Source organism: Stakelama flava (assembly GCF_019351405.1).
In the GTDB taxonomy this organism is placed as follows: Bacteria; Pseudomonadota; Alphaproteobacteria; order Sphingomonadales; family Sphingomonadaceae; genus Sphingomonas; species Sphingomonas flava_A.
In genome coordinates, this window is record NZ_JAHWZX010000008.1 from 58,140 (window position 1) to 79,379 (window position 21,240).

The 21,240-nt window shown below is 63.1% G+C and carries 21 protein-coding genes; 5 read left to right on the top strand and 16 right to left on the bottom strand.

Annotation, left to right across the window (positions count from 1 at the left end):
* Nucleotides 1–77: 77 nt before the first annotated feature.
* The 14 genes from lpdA to sdhC form a co-directional block, all read right to left on the bottom strand.
* The gene (lpdA, locus tag KY084_RS09835; protein WP_219238382.1) at nucleotides 78–1,472 is read right to left on the bottom strand and encodes a dihydrolipoyl dehydrogenase; all 1,395 of its coding nucleotides are present in this window, start codon (nucleotides 1,470–1,472) and stop codon (nucleotides 78–80) included.
* 99 nt (nucleotides 1,473–1,571) lie between these two features.
* Entirely contained in the window at nucleotides 1,572–1,844 is a 273-nt protein-coding gene (locus KY084_RS09840; protein ID WP_343227995.1) for a GIY-YIG nuclease family protein, read from the bottom strand.
* A 119-nt stretch (nucleotides 1,845–1,963) separates the two neighbouring features.
* The gene (gene odhB, locus KY084_RS09845; protein ID WP_219238288.1) at nucleotides 1,964–3,214 is read right to left on the bottom strand and encodes a 2-oxoglutarate dehydrogenase complex dihydrolipoyllysine-residue succinyltransferase; all 1,251 of its coding nucleotides are present in this window, start codon (nucleotides 3,212–3,214) and stop codon (nucleotides 1,964–1,966) included.
* A gap of 83 nt (nucleotides 3,215–3,297) precedes the next feature.
* Complete coding sequence (locus tag KY084_RS09850; RefSeq protein ID WP_219238289.1) at nucleotides 3,298–6,234, bottom strand: 2-oxoglutarate dehydrogenase E1 component; 2,937 nt, start codon at nucleotides 6,232–6,234, stop codon at nucleotides 3,298–3,300.
* 99 nt (nucleotides 6,235–6,333) lie between these two features.
* Entirely contained in the window at nucleotides 6,334–7,218 is an 885-nt protein-coding gene (gene sucD / locus KY084_RS09855) for a succinate--CoA ligase subunit alpha (RefSeq protein WP_219238290.1), read from the bottom strand.
* Between the two features lie 23 nt (nucleotides 7,219–7,241).
* On the bottom strand, nucleotides 7,242–7,757 hold the full coding sequence (locus KY084_RS09860) for a hypothetical protein (RefSeq protein ID WP_219238291.1): 516 nt from the start codon (nucleotides 7,755–7,757) through the stop codon (nucleotides 7,242–7,244).
* Complete coding sequence (gene mdh / locus KY084_RS09865) at nucleotides 7,754–8,716, bottom strand: malate dehydrogenase (protein WP_219238292.1); 963 nt, start codon at nucleotides 8,714–8,716, stop codon at nucleotides 7,754–7,756. Before mdh ends, KY084_RS09860 begins: the two co-directional genes overlap by 4 nt.
* 176 nt (nucleotides 8,717–8,892) lie before the next feature.
* On the bottom strand, nucleotides 8,893–10,014 hold the full coding sequence (gene zapE, locus KY084_RS09870; protein WP_219238293.1) for a cell division protein ZapE: 1,122 nt from the start codon (nucleotides 10,012–10,014) through the stop codon (nucleotides 8,893–8,895).
* Nucleotides 10,011–10,469, bottom strand: coding sequence for a PaaI family thioesterase (locus KY084_RS09875; protein WP_219238294.1), 459 nt, complete (start codon nucleotides 10,467–10,469; stop codon nucleotides 10,011–10,013). Before KY084_RS09875 ends, zapE begins: the two co-directional genes overlap by 4 nt.
* A gap of 11 nt (nucleotides 10,470–10,480) precedes the next feature.
* Nucleotides 10,481–11,263 (bottom strand): succinate dehydrogenase iron-sulfur subunit, encoded by a 783-nt coding sequence (locus KY084_RS09880; protein ID WP_219238295.1) that lies wholly within the window; start codon nucleotides 11,261–11,263, stop codon nucleotides 10,481–10,483.
* A 117-nt stretch (nucleotides 11,264–11,380) separates the two neighbouring features.
* The gene (locus KY084_RS09885; protein WP_219238296.1) at nucleotides 11,381–11,968 is read right to left on the bottom strand and encodes an ATP-dependent Clp protease proteolytic subunit; all 588 of its coding nucleotides are present in this window, start codon (nucleotides 11,966–11,968) and stop codon (nucleotides 11,381–11,383) included.
* 122 nt (nucleotides 11,969–12,090) lie between these two features.
* Nucleotides 12,091–13,893 carry a succinate dehydrogenase flavoprotein subunit gene (sdhA, locus tag KY084_RS09890; RefSeq protein ID WP_219238297.1) on the bottom strand — a complete coding sequence of 601 codons (1,803 nt, stop codon included), beginning with the start codon at nucleotides 13,891–13,893 and terminating at the stop codon, nucleotides 12,091–12,093.
* Nucleotides 13,893–14,276 carry a succinate dehydrogenase, hydrophobic membrane anchor protein gene (gene sdhD, locus KY084_RS09895; RefSeq protein ID WP_219238298.1) on the bottom strand — a complete coding sequence of 128 codons (384 nt, stop codon included), beginning with the start codon at nucleotides 14,274–14,276 and terminating at the stop codon, nucleotides 13,893–13,895. Before sdhD ends, sdhA begins: the two co-directional genes overlap by 1 nt.
* A gap of 1 nt (nucleotide 14,277) precedes the next feature.
* On the bottom strand, nucleotides 14,278–14,694 hold the full coding sequence (sdhC, locus tag KY084_RS09900; RefSeq protein WP_219238299.1) for a succinate dehydrogenase, cytochrome b556 subunit: 417 nt from the start codon (nucleotides 14,692–14,694) through the stop codon (nucleotides 14,278–14,280).
* Between the two features lie 179 nt (nucleotides 14,695–14,873).
* Here sdhC and KY084_RS09905 point away from each other — a divergent pair, with 179 nt between their 5' ends.
* The 4 genes from KY084_RS09905 to KY084_RS09920 are packed head-to-tail and all read left to right on the top strand — an operon-like array spanning nucleotide 14,874 to nucleotide 19,324.
* Nucleotides 14,874–16,217 (top strand): methyl-accepting chemotaxis protein, encoded by a 1,344-nt coding sequence (locus KY084_RS09905; RefSeq protein ID WP_219238383.1) that lies wholly within the window; start codon nucleotides 14,874–14,876, stop codon nucleotides 16,215–16,217.
* Between the two features lie 19 nt (nucleotides 16,218–16,236).
* Nucleotides 16,237–17,607 carry a methyl-accepting chemotaxis protein gene (locus KY084_RS09910; RefSeq protein ID WP_219238300.1) on the top strand — a complete coding sequence of 457 codons (1,371 nt, stop codon included), beginning with the start codon at nucleotides 16,237–16,239 and terminating at the stop codon, nucleotides 17,605–17,607.
* 48 nt (nucleotides 17,608–17,655) lie between these two features.
* Nucleotides 17,656–18,357: an SDR family NAD(P)-dependent oxidoreductase gene (locus KY084_RS09915; protein ID WP_219238301.1), complete on the top strand. Its 702-nt coding sequence runs from the start codon at nucleotides 17,656–17,658 to the stop codon at nucleotides 18,355–18,357.
* Nucleotides 18,335–19,324, top strand: a complete 990-nt coding sequence (locus tag KY084_RS09920) for a 50S ribosomal protein L11 methyltransferase (protein WP_219238302.1) — start codon at nucleotides 18,335–18,337, stop codon at nucleotides 19,322–19,324. Before KY084_RS09915 ends, KY084_RS09920 begins: the two co-directional genes overlap by 23 nt.
* Before the next feature lie 3 nt (nucleotides 19,325–19,327).
* Here KY084_RS09920 and phhA read toward each other — a convergent pair whose 3' ends face one another.
* Nucleotides 19,328–20,206 carry a phenylalanine 4-monooxygenase gene (gene phhA, locus KY084_RS09925; RefSeq protein ID WP_219238303.1) on the bottom strand — a complete coding sequence of 293 codons (879 nt, stop codon included), beginning with the start codon at nucleotides 20,204–20,206 and terminating at the stop codon, nucleotides 19,328–19,330.
* 25 nt (nucleotides 20,207–20,231) lie between these two features.
* On the opposite strand from phhA, the gene KY084_RS09930 reads away from it, so the two are divergent.
* Nucleotides 20,232–20,924, top strand: coding sequence for a TIGR02117 family protein (locus tag KY084_RS09930; RefSeq protein WP_219238304.1), 693 nt, complete (start codon nucleotides 20,232–20,234; stop codon nucleotides 20,922–20,924).
* A 20-nt stretch (nucleotides 20,925–20,944) separates the two neighbouring features.
* Here KY084_RS09930 and KY084_RS09935 read toward each other — a convergent pair whose 3' ends face one another.
* Nucleotides 20,945–21,238 (bottom strand): hypothetical protein, encoded by a 294-nt coding sequence (locus tag KY084_RS09935; RefSeq protein ID WP_219238384.1) that lies wholly within the window; start codon nucleotides 21,236–21,238, stop codon nucleotides 20,945–20,947.
* Between the last annotated feature and the right edge of the window lie 2 nt (nucleotides 21,239–21,240).

Sequence of the window (21,240 nt, forward strand, 5' to 3'; positions counted from 1 at the left end):
ACGGGCGCGAATGAAAACGGCGTGCCGGGGTTTCCGACACGCCGTTTTTTTTACCCTGTCGCCCGGGGAGGCTGCGATCAGATATGGATCGGCTTGCCCGTCACCGCCATCGCCGCTTCCTTGACCGCCTCGCTATGCGTGGGATGCGCGTGGCAGGTATAAGCGATATCCTCGCTCGTCGCGCCGAATTCCATCGCCTGCGCGGCCTGAGCGATCATCGTGCCCGCGACCGATGCAATACACCACACGCCCAGCACGCGATCGGTTTTGGCATCGGCAATTACCTTCACGAAACCGTCGGGTTCGTGATTGGTCTTGGCGCGGCTGTTCGCCATCATCGGGAACTTGCCGACCTTCACCTCGCCCTTTTCCTTTGCCGCTTCCTCGGTCAGGCCGACGCCAGCGATTTCGGGCCAGGTATAGACCACCGACGGGATGATGTCGTGGTTCACGATGCCCGTTTGCCCCGCGATATTTTCGGCAACCGCGATGCCCTCATCCTCGGCCTTATGCGCGAGCATGGGGCCGGGAACGACATCGCCGATCGCCCAGACGCCGTCGACGCCGGTGCGGAAGTCGTGATCAATCGCTATCTGGCCGCGCTGGTTGGTCTTCAGCCCCGCCTTGTCGAGCGCAAGGCCATCAGTGTTCGGACGCCGCCCGATCGAGACGAGCACGCAATCGGCCTCCATCGTCTCGGCATCGCCGCCCTTGGCAGGTTCGAGCGTGAGCGTCGCCTTATCGCCCTTCACCGCGACCTTGCTCACCTTGGTGCCGAGCTTGAAATCGATGCCCTGCTTCTTGAAGATCTTGTTCGATTCCTTGCGCACATCGCCGTCGAAGCCGGGGAGGATCTGGTCGAGAAACTCGATGCAGGTGACCTTCGCGCCAAGCCGCCGCCACACGCTGCCAAGCTCAAGGCCGATCACGCCGCCACCGATAACCACCATGTGTTCGGGCACCTTGGGCAGTTCCAGCGCGCCGGTCGAATCGACAACCACCTTCTGGTCGATCTCGACACCGGGAAGCGGGGTCACCGACGATCCGGTCGCGATGACGATGTTCTTCGCGGTGACGGTGTCGTCGCCGACCTTCACCTTGTGCGCGTCCTCGAACGCGGCGCGGCCCTTCAGCCAGGTGACCTTGTTCTTCTTGAACAGATATTCGATACCGCCGGTAAGCTGCTTGACCGCATCCTTGCGCTGGCCGTGCATCGTGTCGAGATCTAGTTCGGGCGTCACCTTGATGCCCAGCTTCGCCATCCGGCCCGAGGCGGCTTCGTCGTACAGTTCGGAGGCGTGAAGCATCGCCTTGGACGGAATGCACCCGACATTGAGGCAGGTTCCGCCCAGCGTTTCGCGGCTTTCGGCGCACGCGGTCTTCAGGCCAAGCTGTGCCGCGCGGATCGCCGCGACATAGCCGCCGGGGCCGGCACCGATCACCAGAACGTCATAGTCGTACTTGTCTGCCATCATCTACCTCCTTTGCGCTCCTGCGTCCGCAGGAGCCCAGGGTTCCAACAAGGCACCGTTTGCGGCTCTGGTCTCCTGCGTTCGCAGGAGTACGGCGCTTCAAAACAGCGTCTCGTACAAGTCCCTCCACTGCGGATTGTCAGCCTCGATCAGTTCGAGTTTCCAATCGCGTTTCCACTTTTTCATATGCAGTTCGCGGCGGCGCGCTTCCTGCAGATCGTCATGCGTTTCGAACCAGACAAGCCGTGTGCACCCGTACCGCTTCGAAAAACCGTCGACCAGCCCGTTGCGATGCTGATGAATGCGGGCGATCAGGTCGCTGGTTACGCCAAGATAAAGCGTTCCGTTTCGTCTGCTGGCCATCAGATACACAAAGCCGGTCTTCGTTTGCCTTCTCGCTTTCGTATTCCTGCGAAAGCAGGAATCCAGAATTCGGATTCAAGCCTTCGCGTTTAACGCTCTGGGCTCGTGCTTTCGCAGGAACACCGGTCTTACAGATCGATCAGGATGCGGGTCGGGTCTTCGATCGCGTTTTTCAGCGCGACGAGGAAGGTCACCGCTTCGCGTCCGTCGATCAGGCGGTGGTCATAGGTCAGCGCCAGATACATCATCGGGCGCGCCACGATCTGACCGTCGCGAACCACCGGACGTTCCTCGATCCGGTGCAGGCCGAGCACCGCCGCCTGGGGCGGGTTGACGATCGGGGTCGACATCAGCGAACCGAACACGCCGCCGTTCGAAATGGTGAAGGTGCCGCCCTTCATTTCGTCCATTTTCAGGTCGCCCGACTTGGCGCGCTTGCCGAAATCGCCGATCGTCTTTTCGATCGTTGCGACGCTCATCTGATCGGCGCTGCGGATCACCGGCACGACCAACCCCTGCGGCGCGGACACCGCGACCGAGATGTCGGCATAGTCGTGATAGACGATTTCATCGCCGTCGATCTGCGCATTGACCGCCGGAACGTCCTTCAGCGCCATGCACGCGGCCTTTACGAAGAAGCCCATGAAACCCAGTCGAACGCCGTGCTTCTTTTCGAACAGTTCCTTGTACTTCGACCGCGCTTCCATGACCGCGGTCATGTCGACATCGTTGAAGGTGGTGAGCAGCGCCGCCTCGTTCTGCGCGCCCTTCAGCCGCTTGGCTATCGTCTGGCGCAGACGCGTCATGCGCACGCGTTCTTCGTTGCGCGCCCCGCCCTCGGCCGGGGCAGGGACTGGCGTAGCGGCGGGAGCGGGTGAGGGGGCAGGCGTGCCAGCGCCCTTGTTCTCCGCCGCTGCCATCACGTCTTCCTTGGTGATGCGCCCGTCCTTGCCGGTGCCCTTGATCGTCGAGGGGTCGACGCCGGTTTCCAGCACCGCGCGGCGCACCGAAGGCGACAGCGCAGCAGCTTCGACATCGCCGTCCGCCGGCGCCTGCTGCCCCGCTTTTTCGGGCTTTGCCGCATCGTCCTTTGCCGCGGGCTTGGCTTCGGGGGGCGTGGGCGCGGACTTCGCGCCGCCTTCGCCGCTTTCGATCGATGCGATCACCGCGCCGACCTCTACCGTATCGCCGACCTGAACGCTGTAATCGCCCATCTTGCCCGCCACCGGCGATGGCACCTCCACCGATACCTTGTCGGTTTCGAGGCTGGCGATCGGTTCGTCGACCGCGACATCATCGCCGGGCTGTTTGAGCCATTCGCCAAGCGTCGCTTCGGTGATCGATTCGCCCAGAGTGGGGACTTTGACTTCGGTTGCCATTTCCTACCTCGTCATTCCGGCGGAGACCGGAATCTCCAAATTATCAATGCGTCCCCGACCTGCGCCGGGGCATGGTTGCAACATCAACCCTGCCGCGTGCGGCGGATTTCTTCCTTGGCGCTATGACCCAGCGCTTCGGCGACCAATGCGCCCTGTTCGGCCTGATGCCGTTTCATCAGGCCCGTTGCGGGCGACGCCGCAGCCGCACGGCCGGCATAGCTTGCGCGCGCCGGCTTCACGCCGGCATCGCCAAGGCACTGTTCGATATAGGGTTCGACGAAGAACCACGCGCCGTTGTTCTTCGGTTCTTCCTGACACCAAACGACCTCTTCGAGATTTTCCATCGCCTTCAGCCGCTTGGTCAGCGGCTCGCCGGGGAAGGGGTAAATTTGCTCGATCCGGATGATCTGCGTGTTCTTGTCGCCCGCCGCATCGCGCGCTTCGATCAGGTCATATGCGACCTTGCCGGTGCACAGCACGACGCGTTTCGTATCCTTGTCCGCCGGCGCCGACGGATCGGACAGAATGCGCCGGAAATGGCTGTCGCCCAGAAAGTCGTTCGTTTCCGACACCGCCATCTTGTGCCGGAGCAGCGATTTGGGTGTCATGATGATCAGCGGCTTGCGGAAGCTGCGGTGCATCTGCCGACGAAGCAGGTGGAAATAATTTGCCGGGGTGGTGCAGTTCGCGACCTGCATATTGTCCTGTGCGCACAATTGCAGATAGCGTTCGAGCCGCGCCGAACTGTGTTCCGGTCCCTGCCCTTCATACCCGTGCGGCAACAGCATCACCAGGCCATTGGCGCGAAGCCATTTCGCCTCGCCGCTCGCGATGAACTGGTCGATCATAATCTGCGCGCCGTTCGCGAAATCGCCGAACTGCGCTTCCCACAGCACCAGCGTTTTGGGGTCAGCAAGCGCATAGCCATATTCGAAGCCGAGCACGCCATATTCGGACAACGGGCTGTCGAGCACTTCGAACCGGCCATGTTCGATTCCGTCGAGCGGGATATAGCCATGCCCGTCCTTCTGATCGACCCAGACGGCGTGCCGCTGGCTGAACGTGCCGCGCCCCGAATCCTGGCCCGACAGTCGGACGCCATAGCCCTCCGACAGCAGTGATCCGAATGCCAGCGCCTCACCGGTCGCCCAGTCGAACCCTTCGCCGGTTTCGAACATCTTGCGCTTGGCATCGATGATCCGGCGAAGCGTCTTGTGCATCTCCAGATCGTCGGGAACGCGGGTCAGCGTGCGGCCGAGCGAATCAAACAGCTTCCGGTCCAGCCCCGAATCGACACTGCGCCGCCCGCTTTCGGCATCGGCAGGAACCGACAGTCCCGACCAGCGGCCGGCGAACCAGTCCGCCTTGTTCGGCTTATAGCTTTCGCCCGCCTCGAACTCGCCTTCGAGAAGCGTGGTGAACTGGTCCACCTTCTCGCCGACGAAATCGCCGTCGATCACACCTTCTTCGGTCAGGCGCTTTCCATAGATTTCGCTGACCGGCGGATGCTTTCTGATCTCCGAATACATCAGCGGCTGGGTGAAGCTCGGCTCGTCGCCTTCATTGTGACCGAAGCGGCGATAGCACCACATGTCGATCACGATGTCGCGCTTGAAACGCTGACGGAATTCCATCGCCATCTTGCAGGCGAAGGTGACGGCTTCGGGATCGTCGCCATTCACATGGAAAATCGGTGCCTGAACCCCCTTCGCCACGTCGGAAGGGTAAGGCGAGGAGCGCGCGAATTGCGGACTCGTAGTGAAACCGATCTGGTTGTTGATGACGAAATGGACGCAGCCGCCGGTATTATAGCCGCGAATCCCCGAAAAGCCGAGGCATTCCCACACGATCCCCTGCCCCGCAAAGGCCGCGTCGCCGTGGATCAGAACGGGCAGCACCTCCTCATGTTCGGCCAGATCGTCGCGATAGGTCTGGATCGCGCGGGTCTTGCCGAGGACGACCGGATCGACCGCTTCAAGGTGCGAAGGGTTGGCGACCAGCGACATATGCACATTGATGCCGTCGAATTCGCGGTCGGTGCTGGTGCCGAGATGGTATTTCACATCGCCCGAACCACCGACATCCTCCGGATTGGCCGAACCGCCCGAAAATTCGTGGAAGATCACGCGGAACGGCTTCGCCATCACATTGGCGAGGACGTTCAGCCGGCCGCGATGCGCCATGCCGTAGACGATTTCGCGTACGCCGTACTGACCGCCATATTTGATGACCGCTTCGAGCGCGGGAATCATCGATTCGCCGCCGTCCAAGCCGAACCGCTTGGTGCCGACATATTTGCGGCCGAGAAATTTTTCCCACTGCTCGGCTTCGATCACCTTGCCCAGAATCGCCTTCTTGCCGGTCTCGGTAAATTCGATCGCCTTGTCCTTGCCCTCCATGCGTTCCTGGAGGAAGCGGCGCTCATCGACATCGGCGATGTGCATATATTCAAGGCCGACATTGCCGCAGTAATTGGCGCGCAGGATATCGACCATCTCCCGAACGGTCGCGGTTTCCAGCCCCAGCGCGCCACCCAGATAGACGGGCTTGTCGATCTCGCTGTCAGGAAAGCCGTGATATTCGGTGCGCAGATCCTCGGGCATTTCGGACTGGTGCGCGCCCAGCGGGTCGAGATTGGCGGCAAGGTGACCGCGCACGCGATAGGTGCGGATCAGCATCATCGCGCGGATCGAATCGCCCGCGGCCTTTGCCACGTCGTCGGTGTTCGGCGCGGCGCCTGCCACTTGCCTGGCGGCGGCCTTGCTCGGCTTGGCGGCAACCGGCTGCGCTTCCATCTGGGTGGGATCGAGCGCGGCGGTCAGCGAATCGGTATCCTTTGGCGGCCAATTCGGATTGGCCCAGCTCGGCCCGCTGACGGCATTTTCCAGCCCGTCGAACCATTCGCGCCAGCCCGATTCGACCGATCCGGGATCAGCCTTGTACTTGCGGTACAGCGTCTCGACGAAAGCGGGGCTCACCCCGCCGGCGATTTCCGAAAAATCCAGGCCTTCGTAACCCATGGCCTTCACTCCATCGCCCCGGCGGAGGCCGGAGCCGTTAGAATCGTCGGCGCGTCCCTTGCGGGCGGGCGGTCCCGGCCTCCGCCGGGACGACGCGCTTTACCCCTTCAATACGTCGACCAGCGTTTCACCGAGCAGCGACGGCGAAGGCGAGACGCGGATGCCCGCTTCCTCCATCGCCGCGATCTTGTCCTCGGCGCCGCCCTGGCCGCCCGAAACGATCGCGCCGGCATGGCCCATGCGCCGTCCCGGAGGTGCGGTGCGTCCCGCGATGAAGCCGACCATCGGCTTCTTGCGGCCCCTTTTTGCCTCGTCCTTCAGGAACTGCGCGGCTTCTTCTTCCGCGCTGCCGCCGATTTCGCCGATCATGATGATCGATTCGGTCGCGTCGTCGGCGAGGAAGAGTTCGAGGACGTCGATGAAGTTGGTGCCGTTGACCGGATCGCCGCCAATGCCGACCGCGGTCGTCTGACCCAGCCCCGCATTGGTCGTCTGGAACACCGCCTCATAGGTCAGCGTGCCCGAGCGCGACACAACGCCTACCGAGCCCTTGGAAAAGATGCTGCCGGGCATGATGCCGATCTTGCATTCGCCGGGAGTCAACACGCCGGGGCAGTTCGGGCCGATCAGCCGCGATTTCGATCCCGAAAGCGCGCGCTTCACCTTCACCATATCGAGCACCGGAATGCCCTCGGTGATGCACACGATCAACGGGATTTCGGCGTCGATGGCCTCAAGGATAGAATCGCCGGCGAAGGGCGGCGGAACATAAATGACGCTCGCATCGGCGCCGGTTTTTTCCTTCGCTTCCGCCACGGTGTCGAACACCGGCAGGTCGAGATGCGTCGTCCCGCCCTTGCCGGGGGTGACGCCGCCAACCATCTGCGTGCCGTATTCAAGCGCCGCCTTGGTATGGAAGCTGCCGGTCTCACCCGTCATGCCCTGGGTGATGACCTTGGTATTCTTGTCGACGAGGATGCTCATCTGGTCCGAAACCTTCCGATTATCTACTTAATTTGCAATGAATATGAGCGAACGCGGCCGTAACGCTGGATAGTCGCGCGGACCGTACCAGCGGCCGTGGCCCAGCTCGCCGCTGCCTTATCGCCTTTGCCCTCCCAGCGCGGTGACCCCAAGCCAAGCACGGTGGCCGCTTGCGCGACAAAGGTCTGCAGGTCAGGCTTGCCTTTTGCCATGGCGGTCACCTGACACGCACGCACGCTGTCGGCGAATCGCGGGCTGGGCGTGACCAGTGCCAACATCGCTTCGCCCTTCTGAAACATCCGCGGCAATACGACATCTCCAGGCAAGCTACTGCCGTGCGGGACCGACGTAGCACGCTCGGTCCATCCGCCAGCCGCAGCGGTTCGTGCGATCGCATCGAAATCGGGGAACCCGGATCGACACGTGTCCGCGAAGCCCGCGACCACTACCTCAGGCGTGTCCACGCCCTTGGGCAACTGCGCGCTTGCCGCTGCAGCCGTTAAGGTCAGCACAACGCCAAGAGCGCCGGCAAGTCTCATGCAAGGCTCTCGTCTATGCCCTTGCAGGCAGCGACCAATTCCTTGACCGCGTCGACGCTGGTCTGGAAATTCGCTTTCGCGCTGTCGTTCAGTTCGATCTCAACGACCTTTTCGACGCCGTTCGCGCCGATCACGATCGGAACACCGACATAGAGGTCATCCACGCCATACTGGCCGGTCAGATGCGCGGCGCAGGGGAGCAGGCGTTTCTTGTCCTTCAGATAGCTCTCGGCCATCACGATCGCGCTGGTGGCGGGCGCGTAGAAGGCGCTGCCGGTCTTCAACAAGCCGACGATTTCGCCACCGCCCTTGCGCGTACGATCGACGATCGCGTCGATGCGATCCTGAGTCGACCAGCCCATTTTGATGAGGTCGGGGATGGGGATGCCCGCGACGGTCGAATATTCCACCACCGGGACCATCGTGTCGCCATGACCGCCCAGCACGAATGCGGTGACGTCTTCGACCGACACGTCGAACTCTTCGGCAAGGAAGTGACGGAAGCGGCTCGAATCGAGCACGCCCGCCATGCCGACGACCTTCTGGTGCGGCAGGCCCGAAAATTCGCGCAGCGCCCATACCATCGCATCGAGCGGGTTGGTGATGCAGATGACGAAGGCGTCGGGAGCGTGCTTGGCGATCCCCTCACCCACTGCCTTCATGACGTTGAGATTGGTCTTGAGCAGGTCGTCGCGGCTCATGCCCGGCTTGCGCGGAATGCCTGCGGTGACGATGCACACATCGGCGCCAGCGATTTCGTCGTACGAGTTCGCGCCTTTGAGGTCGGCGTCGAAACCCTCGGGCGGGCCGGCCTGTGCGAGATCGAGCGCCTTGCCCTGCGGCACGCCTTCGGCGATGTCGAACAGGACGATGTCGCCCAGTTCCTTCATCGCAGCAAGGTGCGCGAGCGTACCACCGATCATGCCGGAACCGATCAGCGCGATCTTCTTACGGGCCATTGGGATCTCCTCAACCTTAGTCGCGCGGGACTCGTGTCCGCGCCGGAAACGCACGCGACTTAGGCGCTTCGACGCGTCGGGGCAACCGCTAACACCCAAAGGTTAACGTGTTTCTTTGCAATTAGTTCGCAGTTGCAATAGACAGTGCGGTCTTGCCACATGCGACGGAAAACACCTCACTCCGCCTTTTGGTTTCCATGCCCCTGGGCAAGATATTCCTCAGACCGCATTTCGTTCAACCGGCTGACGGTGCGTTCGAATTCGAACCGCCCATCGCCTTCGCGGTACAATTCTTCCGGCATCGCATCGGCCGCGGCGAGCAATTTCACCTTATGTTCGTACAACGCGTCGATCAGCGTGACGAAGCGCGCGGCCTCGTTGCGGTTTTCCGGCCCCAGCTTCGGGATGCCGACGATGATGACGGTGTGGAAGCGTCGTGCGATGGCGAGGTAATCGGGCGATCCGCGCGCTTCGCCGCAAAGCCGTTTGAAGCTGAACACCGCAACGCCCTTCAGGCATTTGGGCACATGCATTTCGCGCGCGCCACCGATTGCGAGTTCGCAGGTCGGAACATGCGCCCTATCCTCGACCGGATAGTCGGTCAGGCGGAAAAATGCGTTCGACAGTTCCTCGGTCGCCTTCGCCCCGTTCGGCACCAGCCAGGTGTCCATCCGCCCCAGCCGATCGAGCCTGTAATCGACCGGGCCATTGAGCGGCAGCACATCCAGTCGCTCGGCCAGAAGATCGATGAACGGCAGGAACAGCGACCGGTTGAGACCATCCTTGTATAAGTCCTTCGGCGGCCGGTTCGACGTGGTCACCACGGTCAGGCCGTGCGTCATCATGCGGGTGAACAGACGCGACAGCACCGCGGCATCGGCAGTGTTGTTGATCACCATTTCGTCAAAGGCGAGCAATCGCGCCTCGCCCACCATCGCGTCGGCGACGGGAAGGATGGGGTCGCCCGCCTCCTTCTTGCGCTCCTGCGCCAGCCGTTCATGCACTTCGAGCATGAATTCATGGAAATGCACCCGGCGTTTGCGCCGAATATCGAGATTGTCGAAGAACAGGTCCATCAGCATGGACTTGCCGCGTCCGACCCCGCCCCACAGATAGATTCCCTGCGGCGGGTCGGGCGCCTTGCCCAGCGCGCGCCACAGGATGCTGCCGCGCTTGGGCACTGCCTCCAGTTCCTGCGCCAGCCGGTCGAGCCGTTCGGCGGCCGCGGCCTGTTCTGCATCGGGTTTCAACTCGCCCGCCGCCACCAGCGCGCGATACCGCTCCGCAACGCCGCTCATTTGCCAGTTACCTTGCGCACCGTGCCCGAAAAATTCGCGACATTGCCATGGTCCTGAACGATCAGTCCGCGCAGAAACAGCAACCGCCCGGTTTCGCGAAGCAGCTCAACCCGCGCCTCAATCGGCTCGGCGACGCTTCCGGCCGCCATGAACTGCACGGCAACGTCCAGCGTCACCGCGCCGCCATGATGCAGCACGTCGAATCCGCGCGCGGCAGCGAACATCGCGACATCGACAAATGCGAGCAGTGCGCCGCCATGCAGGTTGTCGGCAAGGTTCGAATGGCGCGTATCGACGGCCATGCGAACCCGCGCGATGTCGCCTTCCACCTTTACCGAAAGCGGACCGAGCGCATCGTTGAAACGGCCCTTCTGGCCCAGCTCCCAGCGCTTCCATCCCGGATGATCGGGGTCATCCGCATATAGGAACCGCGGCGCGTCCTGACGCTCGGTCACTCTCGCCCCGATCAGACGGCGCGTTCGACCATCATCTTCTTGGTTTCGGCGATCGCCTTGGCCGGGTTCAACCCCTTTGGGCAGACATTGGCGCAGTTCATGATCGTGTGGCAGCGATACAGGCGGAAGGGGTCTTCCAGCTCATCAAGCCGCTCACCGGTCATTTCATCGCGGCTGTCGGCGAGCCAGCGATAGGCCTGAAGCAGGATGGCGGGACCCAGAAAGCGGTCCGAATTCCACCAATAGCTGGGGCACGAGGTCGAACAGCAGGCGCACAGGATGCATTCGTACAGCCCGTCGAGCTGGTTGCGCTGTTCGGGCGATTGCAGCCGTTCCTTGCCAGCGGGCGGCGGCGTCACCGTCTTCAGCCAAGGCTGAATCAAGGCATATTGCGCGTAGAAATGGGTGAAATCGGGGACCAGGTCCTTGATCACGTCCATATGCGGCAGCGGCGTGATGCGAATCTCGCCCTTGATGTCTTCCATCGCGGTGGTGCAGGCGAGACCGTTCTTTCCGTCGAGGTTCATCGCGCACGACCCGCAAATGCCCTCACGGCACGAACGGCGGAAGGTCAGCGTCGAATCCTGTTCCGATTTGATCTTGATGAGTGCGTCGAGGATCATCGGCCCGCAATCATCCAAATCGACCGCATAGCTGTCGTACCGCGGATTTTCGCCCGAATCGGGATCGTAGCGATAGATTTTGAACTTCTTCACCCGGCTCGCGCCTTCGGGGGCAGGATATTTGGTGCCCTTTTTGACGACGCTGTTCTTCGGCAGGGTGAATTCGGCCATTGATCCGTTCCGGTTCTTTGATTGCTCGCCCGAAATGGGCGCGACCGCAGACGCGGTCAACCCGCAGCGGGCGATAGCCCAGCGCGCGCCGTACCGCAAATGCGAAGGCGCGCCTTTTCAGATAACGTCGAGGACCAGTTCCAGGTCGCGCGCCTCATCCGCCTCGATATACCAGTTTTCGGGCGCGCGTTCGCGCACCTTTTCGAATGCGATCTTCGATCCGGCGACGAGATCACGAAAACCCTCTTCCTCGATCCGGATCGAATGTTCGATCTCGTGCAGATTGGCTTTCAGCGTGTCGACACAGCTGCGCAAGGGGCCGGACAGGTTCACCGTTTTCGTGATGAGGCGTTCGTGAATCATGATTCGCGTGCCCTTGGTCAGGAACCGCTTTTCCACCGGAAACGCCGCCATGAAGGTCGCGCCGGCCGAATAGACCGCGACCTTGCCCAAAAACAGCGTCTCGCGCCCGGTATAATCGCGCATCAGCCGGACTTCGTCGCCCATCAACCGCGCGACTTCGGGATCGCCGCCCAGCGTCGATATCGCGACGACGAGCGTGCCCTCATCCGGCGCATTGCCCAGCTGTTCGCGAAACGACTGATACATCGCCTGATCCACCGGGCCGGAAAGGTGGACATGCGGATTGGCGAGCAGCGGGTACTGGCTGGCCTTGCTGTCGGGGGCGGTGGTTTCATCGTTCATGGTGCGCGCAACCGGTATGGGCGGCGTTCGGTTCCCGCGCCCGGCACGCAGCAGAGGTTAAAATGAAAAGGGCGGGAGATGCCGCCCCGCCCTTTCCTGTTCTCGATCGCGATGAAACCGTCTTAATATACCCGCTTCTTCGGCTTGATATAGTCGATGTCGTCGGTCAGCGTGTAATCGTGGACCGGGCGATAATCGATCGTGGTCGCGCCGCCCTTGCCGCCCCAGCCGTCGAACGTGGCGACGGTGTGCTTCATCCAGTTCGCATCGTCGCGATCGGGATAATCCTCATGCATGTGCGCGCCGCGGCTTTCCTTGCGGTTGGCGGCCGAGCGGATCGTCACCAGCGCCTGACCGATCAGATTGTCGAGTTCGAGCGTTTCGACCAGGTCGGTGTTCCAGATCAGCGACTTGTCGGTGACGCTGATATCCTCCATCCGCGCATAGACCTTGTCCATATGCTCGATGCCTTCGGCCATCAGTTCTTCGGTGCGGAACACGGCGCAATGCTTCTGCATCGTCTTCTGCATGTCGATGCGGATGTCCGCGGTGGGCGAACCGCCGCTTGCGTTGCGGAAATGGTCAAGACGGGCGAGCGCCATTTCCTCCGACCCCTTGGGCAACGGATCGTGCGCCTGACCGGGTTTCAGCGTTTCCTTCAGGCGGATACCCGTGGCGCGGCCGAATACGACCAGATCGATCAGCGAGTTGGAGCCAAGCCGGTTCGCGCCGTGCACAGACACGCACGCCGCCTCGCCCACGGCGAACAGGCCGGGGACGACGGCTTCGGGGTCGCCATCCTTCAGATGGACGACCTCGCCATGATAGTTGGTCGGGATGCCGCCCATATTGTAATGGACGGTAGGCACGACGGGCAGCGCCTGCCGCGTCAGGTCGACGCCGGCGAAAATCTTGCCCGTTTCGGTAATGCCGGGAAGCCGCTGCGCCAGCACCTTGGGATCGATATGATCGAGGTGCAGCCAGATATGATCGGATTCCTTGCCCACGCCGCGCCCTTCGCGGATTTCCATCGCCATCGACCGCGACACGACATCGCGGCTGGCAAGGTCTTTCGCCGACGGGGCATAGCGCTCCATGAAACGCTCACCCTCGGAATTGGTGAGATAGCCGCCCTCGCCGCGCGCGCCTTCGGTAATCAGCACGCCAGCGCCGTAAATGCCGGTTGGGTGGAACTGGACGAACTCCATATCCTGCAGTTGCAGCCCCGCGCGAAGCACCATGCCGCCGCCATCGCCGGTGCAGGTATGCGCGCTGGTCGCCGACTGGAAGGTGCGGCCATAGCCGCCGGTCGCAAGCACCACCGAATGCGCGCGGAACCGGTGGATCGATCCGTCCTCCAGGCACAGCGCGATCACGCCGCGGCACCGGCCGTTTTCCATGATGAGGTCGAGCGCGAAATATTCGACGAAGAAATCGGCGTCGTATTTCAGGCTCTGCTGATACAGCGCATGCAGCATCGCATGGCCGGTGCGGTCGGCCGCGGCGCAGGTGCGCTGCACCGGCGGGCCTTCGCCCATATTCTGCATATGGCCGCCGAACGGGCGCTGATAGATGGTGCCGTTATCGTTGCGGCTGAACGGCACGCCCGCATGTTCCAGCTCGTACACCGCCTGCGGCGCTTCGCGGCACAGATATTCGATCGCGTCCTGATCGCCCAGCCAGTCCGATCCCTTGACGGTATCGTACATGTGCCACGACCAGTGGTCCGGGGTGTTGTTGCCGAGGCTGGCCGCGATGCCGCCCTGCGCGGCGACGGTGTGGCTGCGCGTCGGAAACACCTTGGTAATGCATGCGGTTTTCAGCCCCGCCTCGGCGATGCCCATCGTCGCGCGAAGGCCCGATCCGCCCGCGCCGACCACCACCGCGTCATAGCTGTGGTCTATGATCTTGTACGCTTCAGCCATTATGCGGACGCTCCGAAGGCGATTTTGAGGATGGAAAAGACGCCGATCGCGCCGCCGACAAGGATGAAGGCATTGAGCAGCACCATGAACACGAAATGCTTTTCGTCGTGCAGATAGTCCTCGATCAGCACCTGAAGGCCGAGGCGCGCGTGATAGAAGACGCTGAGCACGAGCAGCGCCATCGGAATCGCGACCCAGGCGGACGCCATCCAGTCGTGGACGACGCCATATTCAAGCCCCGGCAACCGCGCGAGCGATACGAAGAACCACGTCATCAGGACGAGGTTCGACGCAGCCGTCAGCCGCTGGTGCCACCAGTGATGCGCGCCTTCGCGCGCCGCGCCGAGGCCGCGCACCCGGCCGAGTTCGGTTCCGTTGCCCATGTTACTTGCCCCAGATCAGATAGGCCCAGAAGGCCAGCGTCGCGAGGACCGAAAACACCATGGTCAGCGTCGCGAACGTCTTGTTTCGTTTCAGTTCGTATCCAGCGCCGGTATCGAGCACCAGATGCCGGATGCCGCTCGCCAGATGCTGGAAGAAGCACAGCGTGAGGCCGATGCCGACGATATAGCCGATCACGTTCATTGCGCCGCTTTGCAGCGTGAAGACATCAAGGAACGTCGCATAGCTGTCCGTCCCACCGGCAAGGGCGGCGAGCCACCACACCACCAGCACGGTACCGACCAGCGCCATCCCGTCGCCGGTCACCCGGTGCAGGATCGAAACAAGCATGTGCGTGCCCCATTTCCAGACGCCGATATGCGGTGAAAGCGGACGCGATTTGGGTGATGCGGTTGCCAAGGCGAAAAGCTCCTTTTCCGGATGCGCTACTTAAAGCCCATGCGCCGCGATGCAAGCGCCGTGGAGCAACAGGCGGACTAACCGGGCGTTAACCACTTCGCCCTAGCATCGATCAATAAGCAAAACCGGTCGACCAATGGGGATTTTCATCCGTGACTGATACCGCAAACGGCAAGGACATGCCCGTTATCGGCGAACTCGCCGCGCGAATCGATCTTGCCGCCAGACTGAAGGTATTCGACGTCGACGGCGCGCTTCAGGAACATGCCAGACAGGCATGGGAAATATTAAGCCCCGACGGCATGGAAATTTCGCGCGCCTATTGGGATCAATGGCAGCGCTGTTTTGCCGATGATCGCACCTGGGCGACGCACGAAACCGAAAAGATGGTCGAAATCGGCTTCACCTTCCTGAAGCACCGCTTTCTCGACACCGCCGGCCGGGCCTGGGTCGAATCGATCGAACGATCGGTCGCCGCGGCCTATGCCATCGATATCGAGCCGATGGCGCTGCTTTCGATGATCAGCGCCAGCGACCGCGCTGCGCTCAACATTCTGGTGCAGCGCGTCGGGCCGGACGATCCGCGTCTTACCGACCTTGTCGACACGCTGATGCGGCTGTCCGCGCTGGAAAGCGATATCACCGTCGATCTGTATGCCGCCTATCGCGCGCATTCGGCGCAGGTGGCGCGCGACCGGCTGGCCAATGAATTTCGCGAACGCATCGCCGCCACGCTGGAACGCGCGACGGCGGAAGGCGGGTCGCTGCGCAGCCAGGCGGGGCAGACCTCTTCCTCGGCGCGCGGCATGCTGGGCAAGGCGAGCGAAGTCGCTGCCGCCGCCGAACAATCCGCCGTCGCCATGCGCGAAGCGGCGCAGACCGCCGCCGGGCTGATCCGCGCGATCGAGGATGCGCGCAGCGAAGTGGAGGGCGCTGCCGAAATCGCCAATCGCGCCTCCGAACAGGCGGGCAAGGCGGTCGGCATGTCCGAAACGCTGTCCGATCACGCCAAATCGATCGAATCGATCCTTGGCCTGATCCGCGACATTGCGGGGCAGACCAACCTGCTCGCCCTCAACGCCACGATCGAGGCGGCGCGTGCGGGCGATGCCGGGCGCGGCTTCGCAGTCGTCGCGCAGGAGGTGAAGAGCCTTGCCAACCAGACGGCACGCGCCACCGACGAGATTGCGGCGAAGATCGCGGCGATCCAGTCCGCCACCCATTCGACCGTCGAAACCAACGCCTCGATCCAGGCGACGGTGACCGAGGTGCAGGATTCGGCGGGGCGCATCCGCTCCGCGATGGAAGCACAGGCGAACACCGTGACCGCGATCACCGCGGCGGTCGACGAAACCGCGCTTGCCGCCGATTCGATGTCGAACACCATCGCCGCCATCCGCGAAGACACCGAAAGCGTCGCGAGCGAGATCGACAATGTCGGTCAGGGATTTGCCGCGCTGGACGAGGAACTGGCCGGACTGCGCACCAGCGCGGGCGATTTCGCGACGAAGGTCGCGGTCTGAGCCGCGCCGGAGCCGGGCCATGACCTATCAGCACAAACGACATACCGGCGACCGGGAAGCGGCGATCGATGCGCTGAAACGCCGGCTCGACGCCTATGACGAGGATGGCGCGGTCGCGCCTGCCTGCACCGAAATACTGGCGCTGATTTCCGATCGGGTGGAATCGGTGGCGTTCACCTTCCTCGACACGCTGGGACGCGACAAGGGCGCCTTCGCGCCCGGCGGGTGGCTTACCGGCGAGCGATACCAGCGGCAACTTCGCGCCTCCGCCGAGTATGTCCGCCTGAAATATTCCTCGCCGCTTGGCCGCGACTGGCTGCACGCGGCGGTGCGCAATGTCGAACTTTGTCAGAAACTGCGCATTCCCATGCACGCCTTTCTGTCGGCAATCGCGATCTGCAATAGTCGGCTGATGGCGATCCTGCAGGAAGAGATCGGCGAAGATTCGCCCCGTGTCGCCCGGTTGTGCGATGTCGTGCAGCGTCTGGCGATGGTGGAGGCCGCGGTGATGGTCGAACATGCCGCCTATGAACGCGATCGCGCGGCACGCGCCGAACGCGAACAGCGCGCCAGCACCTTTCAGCAGGATATCGGATCGACCCTGCACCATACCGCCGATCTGGGCCAGCGCATCCGGGTTCAGGCACAGACAGCGTCGCAATCGACCGGCGGCATGCTGGGCAAGGCGGGCGAGGTCGCGGCCGCCGCCGAACAATCGGCCGTCGCCATGCGCGAAGCGGCACGCACCGCCGCCGGCCTGATCCGCGCGATCGAGGATACGCGCAGCGAGGTGGAGGGCGCTTCGCAGGTGGCGACCCGCGCGAGCGAACAGGCCGGATCGGCGGTCGAACGATCCGAAGCGCTGAACGACCATGCCAAATCGATCGAAGCCATTTTGGGCCTGATCCGCGATATTGCGGGGCAGACCAACCTGCTCGCGCTCAACGCGACGATCGAGGCAGCGCGCGCGGGCGATGCCGGGCGCGGCTTCGCGGTGGTCGCGCAAGAGGTGAAGAGCCTCGCCAACCAGACGGCGCGCGCGACCGACGAGATCGCCGCCAAGGTCGCCGCGATTCAGGACGACATCCGATCGACGGTTCAGATAAACGCGTCGGTCTCCACAACCGTAGGCGATGTCCGCCACAGCGCGGGGCGGATACGCGGCGCGATGGAAAGCCAGGCGAAGACCGTCACCGCGATCACGTCGGCGGTTGACGAAACCGCGCTTACCGCCGATTCGATGGCCAATACGATCGCCGCGATCCGGCGTGATATCGAAAGCGTCAGCGGCGACATGACGGCGCTGAGCGGCGAAACCGCGCAGGTCGACGAACTGCTCGCCCGGCTGAAGGGTGAAGCCGACCGTTTCTCGCAATCGGGCACCGGCTGACCGCCGCCCCCTTTCCCCCGGCCGCCCCGCCGCCTATTGGGCGGGACCATGACACAAAATATCCTGCTGACCGGTGCCAGCCGCGGGATCGGCGCGGCCATTGCCGGGGCGCTCGATACGCCCGACGTGCATCTGGCGCGCCATTCGACCGGGCAAGGCATCGCCGCCGATTTCACCGACGCGCACGCGCCGCAATCGCTATGGTCCCGCGCGCTCGAGATGCTGGACGGGCGGATCGACGTGCTGATCAACAATGCGGGCATTTTCGAAGCATCACCGCTCGATCAGGCGCATGACGACTGGGTGGCCGACTGGGAACGCACGATGCGCGTCAACCTCACCGCTTCCGCCGAACTCAGCCGCCTTGCCGTCCGGCATTGGCAGGATACGGGGCGCAAGGGACGGATCGTCAACATCGCCAGCCGGGCCGCCTATCGCGGCGACAGCCCCGCGCATTGGCACTATGCCGCGGCAAAGGCCGGAATGGTCGCGATGACGAAGACGATCGCGCGCGGCTATGCAGGCGAGGGCATTCTCGCCTTCGCGATCTGCCCCGGATATACGATGACCGGCATGGCGGACGAGTATCTCGCCAGCCGTGGCGGGGCGAAACTGCTTGCCGATATTCCGCTGGGCCGGGTCGCCGCGCCCGAGGAAATGGCCACCATCGCGCGGTTTTGCGCACTCGAAGCGCCTGAATCGATGACCGGCGCAGTGATCGACGCCAATGGAGCAAGTTTTGTCCGGTAGCTGGAAACTCACCCTGAATTGCACCCGCGCCGAAGCCGAATCGATCAGCGCCGACGAATTCGCCCTCGCGATGCTCGAACCCATGCCAGCGCTGATGACCAGCGAACGCGTCGCCGACGATGCGGACCAGTGGCAACTCGACGCCTATTTCGAGGATAAACCCGACGATCAGACGGTAGCTGCGGTGCGCGCGCTGGTGCCGAGCGCGGCCGAGGCCGATATCACCCTGCAACCGGTCGATGAACAGGACTGGGTAACCATCAGCCAGGAAGGGATCGAACCCGTCCACACCAGTCGCTTTTATGTCCATACCAGCGCCAATCGCGGCGAGATACCGCAAGGTGTCCGCCCCCTGCGGATCGAGGCGGGACGCGCGTTCGGCACCGGGCAACATGAAACCACGCTTGGCTGCCTGACCATGATTGAGCGGATGAAGGCGTCGGGCGCGCGGTTTCACAATATCGCCGATGTCGGGACAGGGACCGGCCTGCTGGCCTTCGCCGCACTGAATCTGTGGCCCGCCGCAGCCGTGGTTGCATCGGATATCGACCCGGTGGCGATGGAGGTGACTGAGGAAAATGCGAAGGCGAACGGCGTGCCGCTGGGCAGACTGCCGGGCCAGCTGGCGCTTGCGACCGCCGCCGGGATCGACCACCCGCTGCTTCACCGCCGCGCACCCTATGACCTGATCATCGCCAATATCCTTGCCGGGCCGCTGGTCGAACTCGCGCCCCGCCTCACCTCGGTTCTGGCGGAGGGCGGGACGCTGATCCTCGCCGGGCTGCTGGATCGGCAGGCGGCGACGGTGGCGACCGCCTATCGCCGGCAGGGGATGCGCTTGGCCGGACGGATGGCGGGCGAATGGCCGACGCTTCGGCTGGTCAAGCGGACGCGCTACGGCATTGGCCGGGTGCGTCGTCCCGGCCCGGACGGCCCCGGCCTCGCCCCCGGTTTCGGCAGTTGGTAAGGATCAGGCCGGTTCCGCCGCCTTCTCCCTCGCATAACGCTGCGTACCGCGAGTGATCACATCGTCTTCTGGCAGGATCGCGTCGATCGCGATGTCGGGTTTGCCGACGATACGTTCATAAACCGGTTCGAAATCGGTTTCGATCGTCACGCGCAGCAATTCATCAAAGCTGGGAATGACGAAATAGCTCTGCTGGAAATCGTCGATCCGATAGTCTGTCCGCATCACGCGTTCGAGGTCGAAGCGGATCCGGTTGGGGCTGGGATCGTCAAGCGCGAAGGTGCTTTCCGAATAACTCGACACGATGCCCGAACCGTAGATGCGAAGCCCCTCCGGTTCGTCGATCAGCCCGAATTCGACCGTATACCAGTATAGCCGGGCAAGCTGTTTGAGCGCGCCTAGTTCCAGCGCGCGAAGCCCGCCCCTGCCATACGCCTCCAGATAGTCGGCGAAACGCGGATCGGCGAGCATCGGAACATGGCCGAACACATCGTGAAAGACATCGGGTTCCTGCAGATAATCGAGCTGGTCGGGTCGGCGGATGAAATTGCCCGCCACGAAGCGCCGGTTCGCCATATGATCGAAAAACACATCGTCGGGCACCAGCCCCGGCACCGCCACTACCTGCCAGCCGGTCAGCGCCATCAGCCGGTCGGACAATTCCTCGAAATCGGGGATGCCCGGTTTGGATAGTTTGAGGACGTCGAGCCCGCGCAGATACGACTGCGACGCGCGGCCGGGAAGCAGCTTCGCCTGACGCGCGAACAGCGTATCCCAGGTGCGGTGATCGGTTTCGCTATAGGCGGACCAGTCCTGCGGAACGGTCCAGTCGGGGTTCGCGCCTTCGGGTGGGCGCGTGTCGATGTGCGTTTCCTCTGCCATGCGAAAAGTTTAGCATGATTCGGTGATGCCGGGAAATCATGCTTCGCTCGCCAATGCGCTGCAGCGGTTCGCGCGGACGTTCGCCGCGGTGCTGCTCGGCCTTTCGCTGCTCAGCGCCGCTTATATCGCGGCGGGGCTGATCGGCGGGGTCCTTCCCGCCAACCGGCAGCGCATCGCGCCCGAACGCGGCATTCGCATCTATGTCGAGGATAACGGCATCCATACCGGCATCGTCGTGCCCAAACAGGCGGCGGGGGTCGACTGGTCGACGCTGGTGCGGGCCGGGGATATCGCCGATCCGCGCTATGCCGCTTATGGCTATCTGTCGTTTGGCTGGGGCGACCGCGCCTTTTATATCGGCACGCCGACCTGGAGCGACCTCAACCTGCGCACCGTCGCGCGCGCCGCGATCGGCAGCGACGATACCGTCCTGCATGTCGAGCATATCCCGCCGCCCACGGCGGGACCGCGCGTGCGAAGCATCGTGCTCAGCCCGGCCGAATATCGCCGCCTTGCGGGCTTTATCCGGTCAAGTTTCGCGCCGGGGGCGGTACGGTCGGTCCACGGCTATGGCCGCTATGACGCGTTCTACGACGCGCGCGGCCATTACAGCGCAATCCGCACCTGCAACGCATGGACGGGGGCGGCGCTGCGGTTCGCGGGCGTGGAGGAAGGCATATGGACCCCCTTCCCCGACAGCGTCATGCTGCTGCTCTGACGTGGCCCCCCGCCGCGCGATCAGTCGCCGGTATCACCTGCGGCGGTATAGCCGGTGTAATGGTCACAATCAGAATCGTCGGGATTTTTGGCGCATTTCTTTTCCCAGGCGCGCCGTTCCTTGCCTTCACGCGCTTCCTTCTCACGCATTTTGCGGCCGTAATTCCGGTCGGCCTCATCCTGGCTGGTGGTGGTCCAGTCGACCACCTGACTGCCCGCTTTTACCGGCGCGGTGGCCACGTTCCACGCGGTCTTTGCGACGCAGCCCCCGCTGAGGGGAAGCGCGACCAGAGGAAGCAGATAGCGAATACGCATAG

Excerpts from the sequence above, each read along its gene's own strand:
- KY084_RS09880 (WP_219238295.1), bottom strand. The coding sequence starts at position 11,263 with ATGGCCGAATTCACCCTGCCGAAGAACAGCGTCGTCAAAAAGGGCACC.
- mdh (WP_219238292.1), bottom strand. The coding sequence starts at position 8,716 with ATGGCCCGTAAGAAGATCGCGCTGATCGGTTCCGGCATGATCGGTGGT.
- KY084_RS09850 (WP_219238289.1), bottom strand. The coding sequence starts at position 6,234 with ATGGGTTACGAAGGCCTGGATTTTTCGGAAATCGCCGGCGGGGTGAGC.
- odhB (WP_219238288.1), bottom strand. The coding sequence starts at position 3,214 with ATGGCAACCGAAGTCAAAGTCCCCACTCTGGGCGAATCGATCACCGAA.
- KY084_RS09920 (WP_219238302.1), top strand. The coding sequence starts at position 18,335 with ATGGAGCAAGTTTTGTCCGGTAGCTGGAAACTCACCCTGAATTGCACC.
- KY084_RS09935 (WP_219238384.1), bottom strand. The coding sequence starts at position 21,238 with ATGCGTATTCGCTATCTGCTTCCTCTGGTCGCGCTTCCCCTCAGCGGG.
- lpdA (WP_219238382.1), bottom strand. The coding sequence starts at position 1,472 with ATGGCAGACAAGTACGACTATGACGTTCTGGTGATCGGTGCCGGCCCC.
- KY084_RS09910 (WP_219238300.1), top strand. The coding sequence starts at position 16,237 with ATGACCTATCAGCACAAACGACATACCGGCGACCGGGAAGCGGCGATC.
- KY084_RS09860 (WP_219238291.1), bottom strand. The coding sequence starts at position 7,757 with ATGAGACTTGCCGGCGCTCTTGGCGTTGTGCTGACCTTAACGGCTGCA.
- sdhA (WP_219238297.1), bottom strand. The coding sequence starts at position 13,893 with ATGGCTGAAGCGTACAAGATCATAGACCACAGCTATGACGCGGTGGTG.
- sdhD (WP_219238298.1), bottom strand. The coding sequence starts at position 14,276 with ATGGGCAACGGAACCGAACTCGGCCGGGTGCGCGGCCTCGGCGCGGCG.
- zapE (WP_219238293.1), bottom strand. The coding sequence starts at position 10,014 with ATGAGCGGCGTTGCGGAGCGGTATCGCGCGCTGGTGGCGGCGGGCGAG.
- sucD (WP_219238290.1), bottom strand. The coding sequence starts at position 7,218 with ATGAGCATCCTCGTCGACAAGAATACCAAGGTCATCACCCAGGGCATG.
- KY084_RS09930 (WP_219238304.1), top strand. The coding sequence starts at position 20,232 with ATGCCGGGAAATCATGCTTCGCTCGCCAATGCGCTGCAGCGGTTCGCG.
- phhA (WP_219238303.1), bottom strand. The coding sequence starts at position 20,206 with ATGGCAGAGGAAACGCACATCGACACGCGCCCACCCGAAGGCGCGAAC.
- KY084_RS09905 (WP_219238383.1), top strand. The coding sequence starts at position 14,874 with ATGCCCGTTATCGGCGAACTCGCCGCGCGAATCGATCTTGCCGCCAGA.
- KY084_RS09885 (WP_219238296.1), bottom strand. The coding sequence starts at position 11,968 with ATGAACGATGAAACCACCGCCCCCGACAGCAAGGCCAGCCAGTACCCG.
- KY084_RS09915 (WP_219238301.1), top strand. The coding sequence starts at position 17,656 with ATGACACAAAATATCCTGCTGACCGGTGCCAGCCGCGGGATCGGCGCG.